Consider the following 13711-nt stretch of genomic DNA (forward strand, 5'->3'; position numbering starts at 1 on the left):
CGCAAGAGATGCAGGGCCGAAAAAACATACTTTGTAAATCAATTCACGGTCAGAGCACCGCTCCGGCCTGCGCCAGCACCAGGGAAGCTGCGCCCAGCGCTTCAGCGCGGTCGCCGAGCGAGGACATGGTGACCGTGGTGGTCTCGCCGATCAGGGGCACCGCATGGCGGAGGAGGCCGCGCCGGATCGGGTCCAGGAAGGTGTCGCCGAGCCCGGTCAGGGATCCGCCTACCACGATGACTTCAGGGTTCAGTGTGTTCGCAATGCCGGCAACCGCGCGGCCAACAGCCATTCCGGCGTCGTCCACTACACGCAGGGTGGCAGGGTCTCCGGCCGCGGCTTGGCGCATGATGTCGGCGGTGCTCACCGGCTCTGCGGCCGTGCGGCTCAGGAGGTCGATCATGGTGGAGGTGGAAGCGACCGTTTCCAGGCAGCCCCGGTTGCCGCAGCGGCAGACCAGGCCGTGGTCGGAGATGGTCGCGTGGCCGATTTCCCCGGTGACCCCGACGTGCCCGTAGAACAGCGAGCCGTTGATGACCAGGCCCGCACCGATGCCCGAGGCGACCTTGACGAAGATGAGGTTTTCGCAGCCTCCGTGGGGGCCCCAGGTTACCTGTGCCAGGGCGCCGAGGTTGGCGTCATTGTCGAAAAACACCGGAACCCGCAGCCGCGCAGCCAGGTCCTCGCGCATGTTCACGCCCACCCACTCCGGCAGGATGGCGCCGCGCACCACAGTTCCGGTGCGGCGGTCGATCGGCCCCGGAATGCCGACGCCGGCACCCAGTACCCGATGCCGTTCAACGCCGGCGTCTGCCAGGACCCGGTTGAAGAGTTCCCCGGCGGCGTCCATGCCCTCATCCGCCGTGTGCCCCAGCGGCAGCGAGATCGAGGCCTCTTCGAGGATCTGGTAGCCGAGGGTCGCCAGGACCACGCGGACGTGGCGCCGGCCGATGTCGATGCCGGCGGCTACGGCCCCGGTGTCGTTCAGCCGTACGGAGAGGGCCCGGCGGCCCGAACTGGTGGTCGGTTCGGTATTGACCAGCTGCGCCTGGCTCATCTCGCGGACGATGTTGGAGACGGTGGCATTGGAGAGTCCGGTGGTCCGGGAGAGTTCTGCCTGGGTTTGCGGCCCGCCCGTGAGCAGCGCCTCAAGCAGGCGCTGCTGGTTGCGGGCCCGCAGCGCGGTTTGGGAGCCTGGCTTGCTGCGGCGCCGGCCCGGTGTGGGCTCCGTCATCATTGTGGGTGATTGGGCAGACATAACGTTCAGCGTCCTACAGATGGATGTTGCCGTCAAGAAATGAACGCAAGATGGCAAAGTGGCCTGTTGTTCTGAACGCAGCGGCTTACTCGGCGGTGATTGCCGCGCGGTGCTCGGCAGCCGTCTCCAGGTAATGCTCGGCGTTGCGGCGGACGTTCGCGAACTCTTCCTCGGTCAGCTCCCTGCGGACCTTGGCAGGCACCCCGGCAACCAGGGAACGTGGCGGGACCTGCGTGCCTTCCAGGACCAGGGCTCCGGCCGCGACCAGGGAGCCCGCCCCGATGACCGCGCCGTTCATCAGAGTGGCGCTCATGCCGATGAGGCAGTCATCCTCCACAGTGCAGCCATGGACGACGGCGTTGTGGCCGACGCTGACCCGCTCGCCAACCGTCGTGGGAAAGCCGGGATCTGCGTGAAGCACCACGTTGTCCTGAAGGTTGGTTCCCGCCCCGACCCGAATGGAATTGGAGTCTCCACGGACGCAGACGCCGTAGAACGCGCTGGAGCCGGGACCCATGTGGACATCGCCGATCAGGGAGGCCGTCGGCGCCAGGAAGACGCTGGGATCGACATCGGGAGTCTTGCCGCGGAGGGGAATGATGTGAGCCATGCGACAACTGTAGCGGGCAGCCCGGATCCGGGCGGGGAGCCTTAGTTGAAGACGATGGTGCGGCGCCCGTCAAGCAGGACCCGGTGCTCAGCGTGCCACTGGACAGCCTTTGACAGGGTGCGTCCCTCCACCCCGGCACCGAGGGCGGCCAGCCGAGCCGCTGTCCGGGAGTGGTCCACGCGGATGACTTCCTGCTCGATGATCGGTCCCTCGTCCAGGTCCGAGGTCACATAGTGGGCGGTCGCCCCGATCAGTTTCACGCCCCGTGCGTGGGCCTGGTGGTACGGGCGCGCGCCTTTGAAGGAAGGAAGGAAGGAGTGGTGGATATTGATCGCCCGGCCGGAAAGCTCGCGGCACAGGCCGTCGCTGAGGATCTGCATGTACCGGGCCAGCACCACAAGCTCGATGTCCAGTTCCGACATGAGGGCGCGCAGCGCCTCCTCAGCATCCTGCTTCGTGTCCGCGGTCACCGGGATGTGGTGGAAGGGCACGCCGTAGAACTCGGCCAGCCCGGCGAGGTCCGTGTGGTTGGAGACGATAGCCGGAATCTCGATCGGCAGGTTCCCGGCACGCTGCTGGAACAGCAGGTCATTGAGGCAGTGCCCGTCCTTTGAGGCCATGATCAGCGTCCTCACCGGTACGCCGGCCTGATGCAGTTCGAAGTCCATGCCGAAGGCGTCTGCGACAGGCTCAATGCCGGCGCGGACAGACTCGTAGGTCTGCGGCGCCGTGAAGTCAACGCGCATAAAGAAGGAGCCGGAGTCCGGGCTGCCGTACTGCTGGGATTCGGTGATGTTGCCCTGGGCTGCTGCGAGGGCGCCGGAAACGGCATGCACGATTCCCGGACGGTCCGCACAGGAAAGCGTCAGGGTGAAGGAGGCTTCACCGGGTGTCGTGGCGGGCGGGTTGGATGCCGGGAACCCGGCGGCTGCATGTTCGGTCACCCGAACAGGTTACCGCCCGCAGCGGGGAAGCCTAGGCTGGAGCCATGGACGTTACATTCGCCCCGCTCACCGACAAGGACGAGGAAGAGCTGGTCAAGTTCCTGACCACCAACCGTTTTCCCTTCCACCGGATAACGGCACCGTCAGAGGAACTGGTCCGAAGGCTGCTGCTGGAAGGCAGGTTCGAGTCCGACGGCGTGCGCACCTTCTGGGTTTTTGGCGGCAACCAGCGCCTGGGGCTGGTGATCCTGGAGGACCTGGCCGAAGAGTGCGCCGTCTTTGACCTGCGCCTGATCGAAGTGCACCGGGGAGAAGGCAAGGGAGTTCCCGTAGTCAAAGCGCTGACGGCCGAGGCTTTTACGCAGTACCCGCACCTGCGGCGGCTGGGAGGAAAGATGCGGGAAGACAACATCGCCATGCGCAAGACGCTCCTTCGCTCCGGGTTCGTCAAGGAAGCCCACATCCGCGAAGGGTGGCCGCTTCCCGACGGGAACCGCATCGCATCGGTGACCTACAGCAGGCTGCGCTCGGACTGGGAGGCCGGCACTGTCACCGGCTTCGTCTGGGAAGAGATCCCGGCCGGCACCGCCTGACGCCGCAAGTCCCTGCGCACCCCTGCGCACCACGGCCCACGCTAGACTGGGGAGCGTCGCGACTGGCGTTGGGTGGGTAACCACCAGGGAGCGGCACAAGCAAGTCCAACCACGGATCGCACGCCTGGGCCATGGTCACGTTGTCATCTGTTTGTCATGCCCGGAACCCGGGGGTGCCCGGCAGGTAGCCTGACCTATAGAACACCCTTCCCCAGGAGATCCACGTGAGACTATCCACCCAGCCCGTCACCAATGCGCCCCTCTCCGAGGTAGACCCGGAGATTGCAGCCGTGCTCGACGGAGAACTGGCCCGCCAGCGCAACACGCTGGAAATGATCGCATCAGAGAACTTTGCCCCGCGCGCCGTCCTGGAAGCGCAGGGATCCGTCCTCACCAACAAGTACGCCGAGGGTTATCCCGGACGCCGTTACTACGGCGGCTGTGAGCAGGTCGACGTGGCGGAAAACCTTGCGATCGAACGGGTCAAGGCCCTGTTCGGTGCTGAGTTCGCCAACGTCCAGCCGCACTCCGGCGCCCAGGCCAACGCAGCTGCACTGTCTGCGCTGATCAAGCCCGGAGACAAGATCATGGGCCTGAATCTCGCCCACGGCGGGCACCTGACGCACGGCATGAAGCTGAACTTCTCCGGCAAGCTCTATGAGGTTGCCGCGTACGGCGTCGATGACAAGACCTACCGGGTCGACATGGATAAGGTGCGGGAGCAGGCCCTTGCCGAGCGCCCGCAGGTCATCATTGCCGGCTGGTCCGCCTACCCGCGCCAGCTGGACTTCGCTGCCTTCCGCTCCATCGCCGACGAAGTCGGTGCCTACCTGTGGACCGACATGGCCCACTTCGCCGGCCTTGTCGCCGCCGGACTGCATCCGACCCCCGTCCCGCATTCCGACGTCGTCACCTCCACCGTGCACAAGACCCTCGCCGGTCCGCGCTCGGGCGTGATCCTCGCCAAGGAAGAGTTCGGCAAGAAGATCAACTCCAGCGTGTTCCCGGGCCAGCAGGGCGGACCCCTGATGCACGTCATTGCAGCCAAGGCCGTGGCCTTCAAGGTTGCCGGTTCCGAGGAATTCCGCGAACGCCAGGAACGTGTCCTTGAGGGCGCCCGGATCGTCGCCGAACGCCTCAGCGCCCCGGACGTCGCCGAGCACGGAGTTTCGGTCCTGACCGGAGGCACGGACGTCCACCTGATCCTGGTGGACCTGCGCAATTCCGAACTGGACGGCAAGCAGGCCGAAGACCTGCTGCACTCCGTTGGCATCACGGTCAACCGCAACTCCATTCCGTTCGACCCCCGCCCGCCGATGGTCACCTCCGGCCTGCGGATCGGTACCCCGGCGCTGGCAACCCGCGGCTTCGGCGCAGCGGAGTTCACCGAGGTTGCGGACATCATTGCCACCGCGCTGAAGCCGGCACCGGACACCGAAGCGCTGTCCCGCCGCGTCTCGGCCCTGGCAGATAACTTCCCGCTCTACCCCGGACAGGAGCAGTGGTAATCGTGGAAAAGGGTACAAATATGGAGGGCCCGGTGGAGGAAGAAACCACGCAGGCGCCGCAGACCGCCCGGAAGCTGGACGGGATCCAGGCGGCCAAGGACATCAAGGAAGAGCTTGCCCAGCGGATCCAGGTCCTGAAGGACGAGCACGGCATCACCCCGGGACTTGCCACCGTCCTGGTGGGAGACGACCCGGCGAGCCACTCCTATGTGGGCGGCAAGCACAAGGACTGCGCGCAGGTGGGAATCAATTCCATCCGCCGCGACCTGCCGGAGGACATCACCCAGGAAGAGCTCGAGAAGGCCATCGACGAGCTGAACGAGGATCCGGCCGTCACGGGTTACATCGTGCAGCTGCCGCTGCCGAAGCACCTGGACACCAACGCCATCCTGGAACGCATCGCTCCGGAGAAGGATGCCGACGGGCTGCATCCGGTGAACCTGGGCCGGCTGGTGCTCAACGTGTCCGACGCAATGACGTCTCCGCTGCCCTGTACTCCGCACGGAATCGTGCAGCTGCTGGTCCGCAACGGGATCGCGCTGACCGGCAAGAACGTGCTGGTCATCGGACGCGGCGTGACCGTCGGCCGCCCGCTGGGACTGCTGCTCACCCGCCGGCCGATAAACGCTACGGTCACCCTGGCCCACACCGGCACGGTAAACCTGCCCGAACTCCTTGCCGAGGCCGACGTCGTTGTGGCCGCGGCCGGATTCCCGGGGATGGTCAAGGCCGCTGAACTGAAGCCCGGAGCGATTGTCCTGGACGTCGGCGTCACGCGGATCACCGATCCGGAAACCGGGAAGACCACGCTCAGCGGAGATGTCGAAAAGGATGCAGCCGCGGTGGCTTCCTGGATCTCGCCCAACCCCGGCGGCGTCGGGCCGATGACCCGGGCCATGCTGCTCGCCAACGTTGTTGAGGCAGCCGAACGCCGCGTGGGAATCCTGCCGGGCGCCTAACCGCGGTCCCGGCAACGGGCTGGATTTCCGTTTGAAGGCCTGTGCGCGCCGGATGCACAGGCCTTCGGCGTCTGCACTATGCTGTCCGGGTGCCCCAGATCACCTCGTCAGCCAGCCCCATAGCGGACAGCCTGCAGGACATCGTCATTTCGGCGTCCGGCCTGACCAAGTCATACGGCGATTTCACCGCCGTTGACGGCATCAGCTTCGACGTTCCGGCGGGGGAGGCGTTCGGCCTGCTGGGCCCCAACGGTGCCGGCAAGTCAACGACCATGAAGATGATCGGCGGCGTCTCCAAGCGCACCTCCGGTGACCTGCGGATCATGGGGCTGGACCCTGACCGCAACGGCCCCGAAGTCAGGGCCCACCTCGGTGTGGTTCCGCAGCAGGACAACCTGGATGAGGATCTCCGGGTGCGGGACAACCTCCTGGCTTACGGGCGGTACTTCGGGCTGCCCAAGAGCTACCTTCAGCCCAAGGCAGACGAACTGCTGGAGTTCGCGCAGCTCACCGACAAAGCCAGGGCACGGGTGGACGACCTGTCCGGCGGTATGAAGCGCAGGCTCACCATCGCCCGGTCCCTGATCAACGATCCCAAGATCCTGCTGCTGGATGAGCCGACCACGGGCCTGGATCCGCAGGCACGGCACATCCTGTGGGACCGGCTCTTCCGGCTCAAGGAAGCCGGAGTCACCCTCATCCTCACCACCCACTACATGGATGAAGCCGAACAGCTCTGTGACCGGCTGATTGTCGTGGACAAGGGCACCATCATGGCCGAAGGCTCTCCGGCAGCCCTGATCCGCAACCACTCCTCCCGCGAAGTCGTCGAGCTGCGCTTCGGCTCGGAACGGAACACCACGGTCGCCTCCGAGCTGGACGGTATCGGTGAGCGCATCGAGACGCTGCCAGACCGGGTGCTGATCTACGCCGAGGACGGCGAGGCTGCCCTTGAAGCCGTCACCGGCCGCGGCCTGCGGCCAATCACGTCCCTGGTCCGCCGCTCTTCGCTGGAGGACGTCTTCCTCCGGCTGACCGGCAGGAGCCTCGTTGACTGAGCAGCAAACCCATGCCGTCCTGGGCCTGCGGTCACCGCTGACGCCGGAGGAAGCTGCCCGCCGCGCACGCCGGTTCGGCCCGGTCTACTACGCCGAGCACTGGCTGCGCCGCATGCGCGGCTACGGCTGGACAGTCCTGGTCACCGCCGTCGGCACCCCGCTGGTCTACCTGTTTGGCATGGGCGTGGGCCTGGCCACCCTGGTGGATACGGGAACCAACGCAGCGTTCGACGCCGGGAACGGCGCGTCCGTCTCCTACCTGATGTTCGTTGCGCCGGCACTCCTGGCAACCGCGGCGATCATGGTGTCCGCCGAGGAGAACACCTACACGGTGATGTCCGGCTTCAAATGGCGGCGCACCTACTACGGACCCAACGCCTCGCCGCTGTCCAGCGGCCAGCTCGTGGACGGCCATGCCCTTGGACTGGGCGTGCGGCTGCTCATCACCTGCGGCGCCTATTTCATCTTCCTGCTGCTCTTCGGAGCGGTGGGGAATCCGGGAACCGCGTGGCTGATGATCCTCACAGCGATCCTGGGCGGGCTCGCGTTCGGCCTGCCGCTGATGGCCTACAGCGCTTCCATCCAGGACGACCGCGGGCAGTTCGCCATGGTGCAGCGTTTCATCGTGATGCCGCTCTTCCTCTTCTCGGGGACCTTCTTTCCGCTGGACACCCTGCCGCTGGTCATCCGCTGGATCGGCTGGATTTCGCCCCTCTGGCACGCGACGGAACTGGGCCGGATGTTCAGCTACGGGATCACCGAGCCGGTCTGGCTGACGGTCGTGCACGGTGCGTACCTGCTGGTGCTGGCGGTGGCCGGCTGGCTGCTCGCCCGGCGCATCTTTACGGGAAGGCTCGGCGCATGAGCGCGCAGGCAACCAACCGTGCGGGCATCCTCGAACCGCAGCAGCGGATCCTGGGTTCCCTCTACGCCCGAAACATCCGTGCGGTCTTTGCCCGCGGGCTGAAGGCCACCTGGGGAAGCAACTGGTCGATTATGATCAGCGGCTTCGTCGAACCGGTCCTGTACCTGCTGGCTATGGGAATCGGCCTCGGCTCGCTGATTGGAACCGTGGCCGGGCCGGGCGGCGAACAGATTAGCTACGCCGCGTACATCGCTCCGGCCCTGCTGGCCGTTTCCGCGATGAACGGCGCGATCTACGACTCCACCATGAACGTGTTCTTCAAGCTGAACTTCGCGCGGCTTTACGAGGGCATGCTGGCCACATCCCTCGGACCGCTGGACGTGGCGCTGGGGGAGATCCTGCTCGCCCTGCTGCGCGGCGCCATGTACGCGACCGGCTTCACGGCCGTCATGGCTGCCATGGGCCTGGTCAGTTCACCCGCGGCCCTGCTGATGATTCCGGCCGCCGTCGTGGTGGCCTTCGGTTTCGCCTCCATCGGCATGGCCATCACCAGCTACATGAAGACCTTCCAGCAGCTGGACTGGATCAGCTTCGTGATGCTGCCGATGTTCCTGTTTTCCGCGACGTTCTATCCGCTGAGCGTCTACCCGCAGGCTGTGCAGTGGCTGATCCAGGCGCTGCCGCTGTGGCACGGTGTGGAAATGCTGCGCCAGATCAGCGCAGGCGCACTGTCCCTGGCCACCGCGGGACACCTGCTCTACTTCGTGGTGATGATCGGTTTTGGCCTGGTCATCACGACCCGGCGCCTGGAAGCACTCTTCCTGAAATAGCGGTTGCGGAGGTGTCCCTGTGGTCTGGCTCCCGGCGCTGCCAAGGTCAGGCCGTGCGGACACGCGCGGCAAGCGCTGCCTGCAGCCGGGACTCGACTCCCAGCTTGGCCAGTACGCGGGACACATGGGTCTTCACCGTGGTTTCCGAGATGCCCAGTTTGCGCGCGATCCGGACGTTGCTCAGGCCCTCCGCCAGGCAATCCAGGACTTCCACTTCACGGGCAGTCAGCTCCGGCTCCGGGAACTGCTCCTTCGCCGGAGGGGAAGCCTCCGCGGCATCTTTCCGGCCGGAGACAAAGGCGTCCACCAGCCGCCCGGCGACCTCCGGGGCAATCACGGTGCCGCCTTCGTGTACCCGGCGCAGCGCCGTCGTGATTTCCGCCGGTTCAGCCGTCTTGAGCAGGAAGCCTGCGGCACCGGCGGAGAGGACGCCGAACAAATAGGAATCGTGGTCGAAGGTAGTCAGCGCCACGACCTTTGAGATTCCGGCACCGGCAATTGCCGCGGTCGCCTGAACGCCGTCCATAACCGGCATCCTCAGGTCCATCAGGACAACGTCCGGGGCCAGCGCCTGCGCCATGCGCACGGCTGTGGCGCCGTCGGCCGCCTCGCCGACCACCGCGAATCCGGGCTCGGTTTCCAGGACCATGCGTATGCCCAGCCGGATCGCGGCATGGTCATCCGCCAGCAGTACCCGAATGTCCCCGCTCATACCTTTGTTCCTTCTGTGCCGATGTTTCCCTGGCCGGGCAGAGGTTCCGGCAGCTGTGATCCGTCTGCCGGGAGGGTCGCCTCAACCGTCCAGCCTCTGCCTGATGCTGCGGGTCCGGCCCAGGCGCGGCCGCCAAGCTGCCCGGCACGTGCCAGCATGCTCGGTACCCCGGTCCCCGTTCCGGCGAGGGCGGGGGAGCCGGCCGACCGGCCGGGGTGGCTGCCGCCGTCGTCCTGCACCACCAGGCGGATGCCGCCGGGAGCACGCTCGAGCAGCATACGCACCCTGGCGCCGTCCGTATGGCGGGCCGCGTTCACCAGCGCCTCCACCGCTATCCGGTAGACCGCAGCCTGCAACGGCGAAGGCAGTTCCTCCGGACGGTCCAGCCGGTTGGACCAGCTGACCTCCATTCCTGCTGCCCGGTGCCCGTCGACGACGGCGTCCAGGTCCAACACGCTGCCGGCCAGGGGCCGGGGGACACCGCTGCTGAGCGTTCGGATCATCCCGTTGAGCTCCTCCAGGCCTTTTACGCTCTCCCGGCGCACATGCCCCAGGACCTCCACCGGCAGGCTGCTGCCGGCGGGACTGCGCAGCGCAGCGCCGGACTGCAGGGCGATCGCGGAGAGCCGCGAGGACAGCACATCGTGAAGTTCCCTCGCCATGTCCTGCCGTTCGGCGGCCAGTGCCAGTTCATGTTCCCGGGCAGCGAGCCGTTCCTGGTCACGGGCGGCAGAACGGATCGCGGCCGCCCGTGCACTTTCGCTCTCCGCAAGCTGGGCAGCCTTGCGCAGGTTGGAGGCCCATTCAGCCGGGAGGAGCAGCACCATGCCGGTCAGCAGGATCACTGTGACGCCGTCGCGCAGGTCCCCGGTCAGTGCCCATGCAGCAGCGCCTGAAGCCCCGCAGAGCACCAGGACACTGACTTCCGCAGCACGGGCGGCCCGGGCGGAGCCGAACAGCACCAGCGAGAAGACCGCCTCAAAAGCCAGGAACAACCCGGCCGCGCTGTTCGCCAGCACCAGTGCAACCGCCGCCGCGAAGCAGACAGTCACCATTACGGCAGTCTGCCTGCGGCGCAGCAGGACCGCGGCACAGCCGATCACGGTCAGGGCCGGCCACCACGGCGCCAGCCCCGGTACCAGCGGAGAACCGGTGGCAGTGAGGTCCAGGGAATGCAGCAGCCAGGCCAGGGCGGCATAGCCGACGGCGAGCAGGGCGTCTTCGCGCTGGATCCGGCGGGCAGGGGAGGGCCTGTCCCAGGAGTAGTTCATCCCTCCATCCTGACGCGGGCACCCGGCGCGGCCAAGCGGGATCGCCCTGCCATGGCACCAAAGGATGACGGCAACTGCAACGAAGGCCGGATCCGCGCACGCCCCCGGCGCGGAAGAGTGGGGGCCATGACGCCGGAAACCCTTCTTCAGCTGGGCATACTTGCCCTGATAGACAGCACCAGCATCGGCACACTGGTCATACCGGTGTGGCTTCTGCTGCGCCGGGATGCCGGAAAGACCACGGGAAAGGTGGCAGCCTATCTTGCGGCTGTGGGCGTGTTCTATTTCCTCGCAGGGATAGTGCTGCTCTCCGGCGCGGGCGGACTGGGGCGGATTCTGGGCGGAGGAGCGGGCGCACTGCTGGAGACCCCAGCCGTGCAGACGGTGATGGTTGCCGCAGGGGCGGGCATGCTTCTCTGGTCTTTCAAAGACACCGGCAGCAAAGGGAACAGTCCCGCGGCCCCGGTTGCGGCGTCGGGAAATGGCCGCGCCGATATTCCCGGCAGTGTTCCCGGCAGCGTTCCAGATGCCGGAACCACCCAGCCGGACAGTGCCCGCGTATCCGCCGCAGCCCGGCGCTCGCAGGCGGCAGAAAACCGCTGGCAGTCCCGGATCGGCAAGGCCCTGGACTCCAGGGGAGGACTACTGGGACTCGCCCTGCTTGCCGGAGTGCTGGAGCTGCCCACCATGCTGCCGTACCTGGCCGCTGTGGGACTGGTGACCGCGTCAGGAACGGGGTGGTCCGCCTCAGCCGGGATCCTGCTGGCCTACTGCGCAGTGATGCTGCTGCCGGCCCTGCTCCTGCTTCTCTCCCGTTGGCTTCTCGGCAGGCACCTGGACGGACCGCTGGAGCGGCTGCGCGCCTGGCTCACCAAGGCCTCGGGGGAAGCGGCGCTCTGGATTGTGGGAATCGTGGGGTTCCTGCTGTTGCGGGCAGGGCTCGCTGGGCTCTTCCCCGGTGCATCATGGAACCCCTTCGGCGGCTAGGGCCTTTCCTCAGTCCCGGGAATCCAGGTCAGCCAGGACCGTACGGAACACCTGGGCAACGGGATCGCTGAACAGGACGAACTCCACGGTCTCGATTCCGTTGCCGGGATGCTCCCTGACGGTCCGCAGCCCGATTTCTGCCACGTCACGGGCGTCCCAGCCATAGACACCCGCGCTGATGGCGGGGAACGCCACACTCGACGCACCAAGCGAGACCGCCGTCTGGAGGCTGTTGGCGAACGCGGCCCGCAGCAGCTCCGGGTCGGTCTGCCCCGCCCGGGCGTTCGGGCCCACAGTGTGGATGACCCAGCGCGCCGGTAATCCAAAGCCCTCGGTCGCGACGGCCTCGCCTACGGGCAGCCCGCCAGGGTAGGTTTCCTCGCGCAGCTTCCGGCACGCTTCCAGCAGTTCCGGGCCGGCGGCGCGGTGGATGGCGCCGTCGACTCCTCCTCCGCCCAAAAGCGAGGAATTAGCCGCGTTGACCACGGCTTGCACGTTACGACGCGTAATGTCTCCGGTGACCAGCGCTATCTCCATCGCCCCAGCCTTCCAGCACGGACCGGTCCCGGGCAACAGCTCCCTGGAGGCATGCACCCCGTTCCCCCGCGCGAGGGCGTTTTCGCCGTAGGGGTAAGCGGGCGGAGCACGCGGGAAAATTTGAGAGAATAATGCCATGCAGTCCATCCGTAACGGCCAGACGCCGTCAGCATCCAGCCCCGGCAGGGGAATCAGCCGCAAGATGGCCACCATCGGCACCACAGTGATGGTGTTTGTGTTCATCGTTGCCGTCATCTTCGCTGCCAATGAGAACGACGTCGTTGGCTGGCTGGTGGTGATCATCTCCCTGGGGTGGCTGCTCCTGTTCGCCTTCGTGGTCTTCAGCATCCGCGGCGCCGCACGCAAGGCCGGTGCCAAGATCGCCGAAGCCCAGGACTCGCTGAACCGTGCCGCAGGCGGCGCGCCTTCAGTACAGGTGATGGACGAGGCCACGACCATCCGCGACCAGAAGCTGGACCACAGCTTCAAGATCATCCAGGTCCAGTCCAAGGTGATCCGCGACAACCTCGGCAGTGATTCCGACCAAGTGGCACGCGCGCTCGAGACCATTGAAATCACCGCGCACAATGCCCGGGGAATGATGAAGAAGGACGACAGCGGCCCGGTAGAGGGCACCCTGGTCGACTGATCCGCAGGCACGGAGCACCCGGTGCGCGCCTGTCCCAGGCGGCGCCGGCCCAGATGAACCCAGAGGCTACTGGAGGGTAAGGTTATTGGCGTGAGCATGGCATCGGCAGGGGACAAACCCGCACTGAGAATCGCAACTGTGAACGTCAACGGCATCCGTGCCGCCTACAAACGGGGCATGGCCGAGTGGCTGGCTGACCGGGAAATCGACATTCTTTGCCTGCAGGAAGTCCGGGCGCCGGATGCGATCGTCCGGGACCTGCTGGGCGATGAATGGCACATCCTGCATGCCGAGGCCGAAGCCAAGGGCCGCGCCGGCGTTGCCATCGCTTCACGGACCGAGCCGGTCGCGGTGCGTGAGCACATCGGCGAAGACTACTTCGCACTGTCCGGACGCTGGGTCGAGGCTGACTTCAAGGTTCCGGTCGAGGGCGAAGAGAAGATCCTGACCGTGGTGAGCGCCTACGTGCACTCCGGAGAAGTCGGAACCCCCAAGCAGGATGACAAGTACCGGTTCCTGGACGTTATGGCTGCCCGGCTGCCGGTGCTGGCTGCCACCAGCGACTACGCCCTGATCGTGGGCGACCTGAACGTGGGCCACACCACGCTCGACATCAAGAATTGGAAAGGCAACGTCAAGCGGGCGGGCTTCCTTCCAGAGGAACGCGCCTATTTCGACCGTTTCTTCAGTGACGAAATCGGCTACGTTGACGTGGCACGCAAGCTCGCCGGCGAGGTAGCCGGTCCCTACACCTGGTGGTCCTGGCGCGGACAGGCTTTCGACAATGACGCCGGGTGGCGCATTGATTACCACATGGCCACTCCGGGACTCGCCGAGCGCGCCGTCAGCGCCGTCGTCGACCGCGCTGAAACGTACGATGCCCGCTTCTCAGACCACGCGCCCGTCGTGGTCGACTACCAGTTCTAAGGT

15 protein-coding genes and 1 riboswitch are annotated in these 13711 nt (G+C 66.3%); of the genes, 9 read left to right on the plus strand and 6 right to left on the minus strand.

From position 1 onward, the window contains the following. Window positions 1–49 precede the first annotated feature (49 nt). The 3 genes from NF551_RS04380 to purU form a co-directional block, all read right to left on the minus strand. Entirely contained in the window at window positions 50–1258 is a 1209-nt protein-coding gene (locus NF551_RS04380; protein WP_227895217.1) for an ROK family transcriptional regulator, read from the minus strand. Window positions 1259–1343: 85 nt separating this feature from the next. Continuing rightward, entirely contained in the window at window positions 1344–1868 is a 525-nt protein-coding gene (locus tag NF551_RS04385) for a gamma carbonic anhydrase family protein (protein ID WP_227895216.1), read from the minus strand. 41 nt (window positions 1869–1909) lie between these two features. Next, window positions 1910–2737, minus strand: coding sequence for a formyltetrahydrofolate deformylase (gene purU / locus NF551_RS04390; protein ID WP_227895354.1), 828 nt, complete (start codon window positions 2735–2737; stop codon window positions 1910–1912). A 119-nt stretch (window positions 2738–2856) separates the two neighbouring features. Between purU and NF551_RS04395 the strand changes: the two genes are divergently transcribed. From NF551_RS04395 to NF551_RS04420, 6 genes are all read left to right on the plus strand, one after another. Further along, a complete protein-coding gene (locus NF551_RS04395) occupies window positions 2857–3405 on the plus strand; it encodes a GNAT family N-acetyltransferase (protein ID WP_227895215.1) in 549 nt (182 codons plus the stop codon). A 48-nt stretch (window positions 3406–3453) separates the two neighbouring features. Further along, a riboswitch (ZMP/ZTP riboswitch) is annotated at window positions 3454–3542 on the plus strand. Between the two features lie 87 nt (window positions 3543–3629). After that, window positions 3630–4913, plus strand: coding sequence for a serine hydroxymethyltransferase (gene glyA, locus NF551_RS04400; protein ID WP_423721464.1), 1284 nt, complete (start codon window positions 3630–3632; stop codon window positions 4911–4913). Between the two features lie 20 nt (window positions 4914–4933). Beyond that, window positions 4934–5872 carry a bifunctional methylenetetrahydrofolate dehydrogenase/methenyltetrahydrofolate cyclohydrolase gene (locus NF551_RS04405; protein WP_227895352.1) on the plus strand — a complete coding sequence of 313 codons (939 nt, stop codon included), beginning with the start codon at window positions 4934–4936 and terminating at the stop codon, window positions 5870–5872. Window positions 5873–5961: 89 nt separating this feature from the next. Then, a complete protein-coding gene (locus NF551_RS04410; RefSeq protein ID WP_227895214.1) occupies window positions 5962–6930 on the plus strand; it encodes an ABC transporter ATP-binding protein in 969 nt (322 codons plus the stop codon). Continuing rightward, window positions 6923–7795, plus strand: coding sequence for an ABC transporter permease (locus NF551_RS04415; RefSeq protein ID WP_227895213.1), 873 nt, complete (start codon window positions 6923–6925; stop codon window positions 7793–7795). Before NF551_RS04410 ends, NF551_RS04415 begins: the two co-directional genes overlap by 8 nt. Then, window positions 7792–8625 carry an ABC transporter permease gene (locus NF551_RS04420; RefSeq protein WP_227895212.1) on the plus strand — a complete coding sequence of 278 codons (834 nt, stop codon included), beginning with the start codon at window positions 7792–7794 and terminating at the stop codon, window positions 8623–8625. The genes NF551_RS04415 and NF551_RS04420 overlap by 4 nt, the downstream gene beginning before the upstream one ends. 46 nt (window positions 8626–8671) lie before the next feature. On the opposite strand, the gene NF551_RS04425 is transcribed toward NF551_RS04420, so the two are convergent. Together NF551_RS04425 and NF551_RS04430 are read right to left on the minus strand one after the other, a co-directional pair. Further along, entirely contained in the window at window positions 8672–9337 is a 666-nt protein-coding gene (locus NF551_RS04425) for a response regulator (protein ID WP_227895211.1), read from the minus strand. Further along, window positions 9334–10608, minus strand: a complete 1275-nt coding sequence (locus NF551_RS04430; protein WP_227895210.1) for a sensor histidine kinase — start codon at window positions 10606–10608, stop codon at window positions 9334–9336. The genes NF551_RS04425 and NF551_RS04430 overlap by 4 nt, the downstream gene beginning before the upstream one ends. Window positions 10609–10734: 126 nt before the next feature. On the opposite strand from NF551_RS04430, the gene NF551_RS04435 reads away from it, so the two are divergent. Next, on the plus strand, window positions 10735–11595 hold the full coding sequence (locus NF551_RS04435) for a GAP family protein (RefSeq protein WP_227895209.1): 861 nt from the start codon (window positions 10735–10737) through the stop codon (window positions 11593–11595). A gap of 9 nt (window positions 11596–11604) precedes the next feature. Here NF551_RS04435 and NF551_RS04440 read toward each other — a convergent pair whose 3' ends face one another. Then, on the minus strand, window positions 11605–12132 hold the full coding sequence (locus NF551_RS04440) for an O-acetyl-ADP-ribose deacetylase (protein ID WP_227895208.1): 528 nt from the start codon (window positions 12130–12132) through the stop codon (window positions 11605–11607). Between the two features lie 136 nt (window positions 12133–12268). Here NF551_RS04440 and NF551_RS04445 point away from each other — a divergent pair, with 136 nt between their 5' ends. Both NF551_RS04445 and NF551_RS04450 read left to right on the plus strand, forming a co-directional pair. Further along, the gene (locus NF551_RS04445; RefSeq protein WP_227895207.1) at window positions 12269–12781 is read left to right on the plus strand and encodes a hypothetical protein; all 513 of its coding nucleotides are present in this window, start codon (window positions 12269–12271) and stop codon (window positions 12779–12781) included. Between the two features lie 96 nt (window positions 12782–12877). Beyond that, on the plus strand, window positions 12878–13708 hold the full coding sequence (locus tag NF551_RS04450; protein ID WP_227895351.1) for an exodeoxyribonuclease III: 831 nt from the start codon (window positions 12878–12880) through the stop codon (window positions 13706–13708). The last annotated feature ends 3 nt before the right edge of the window (window positions 13709–13711 follow it).

The sequence above is a fragment of the Arthrobacter caoxuetaonis genome, assembly GCF_023921125.1.
Lineage (GTDB): Bacteria > Actinomycetota > Actinomycetes > Actinomycetales > Micrococcaceae > Arthrobacter_B > Arthrobacter_B caoxuetaonis.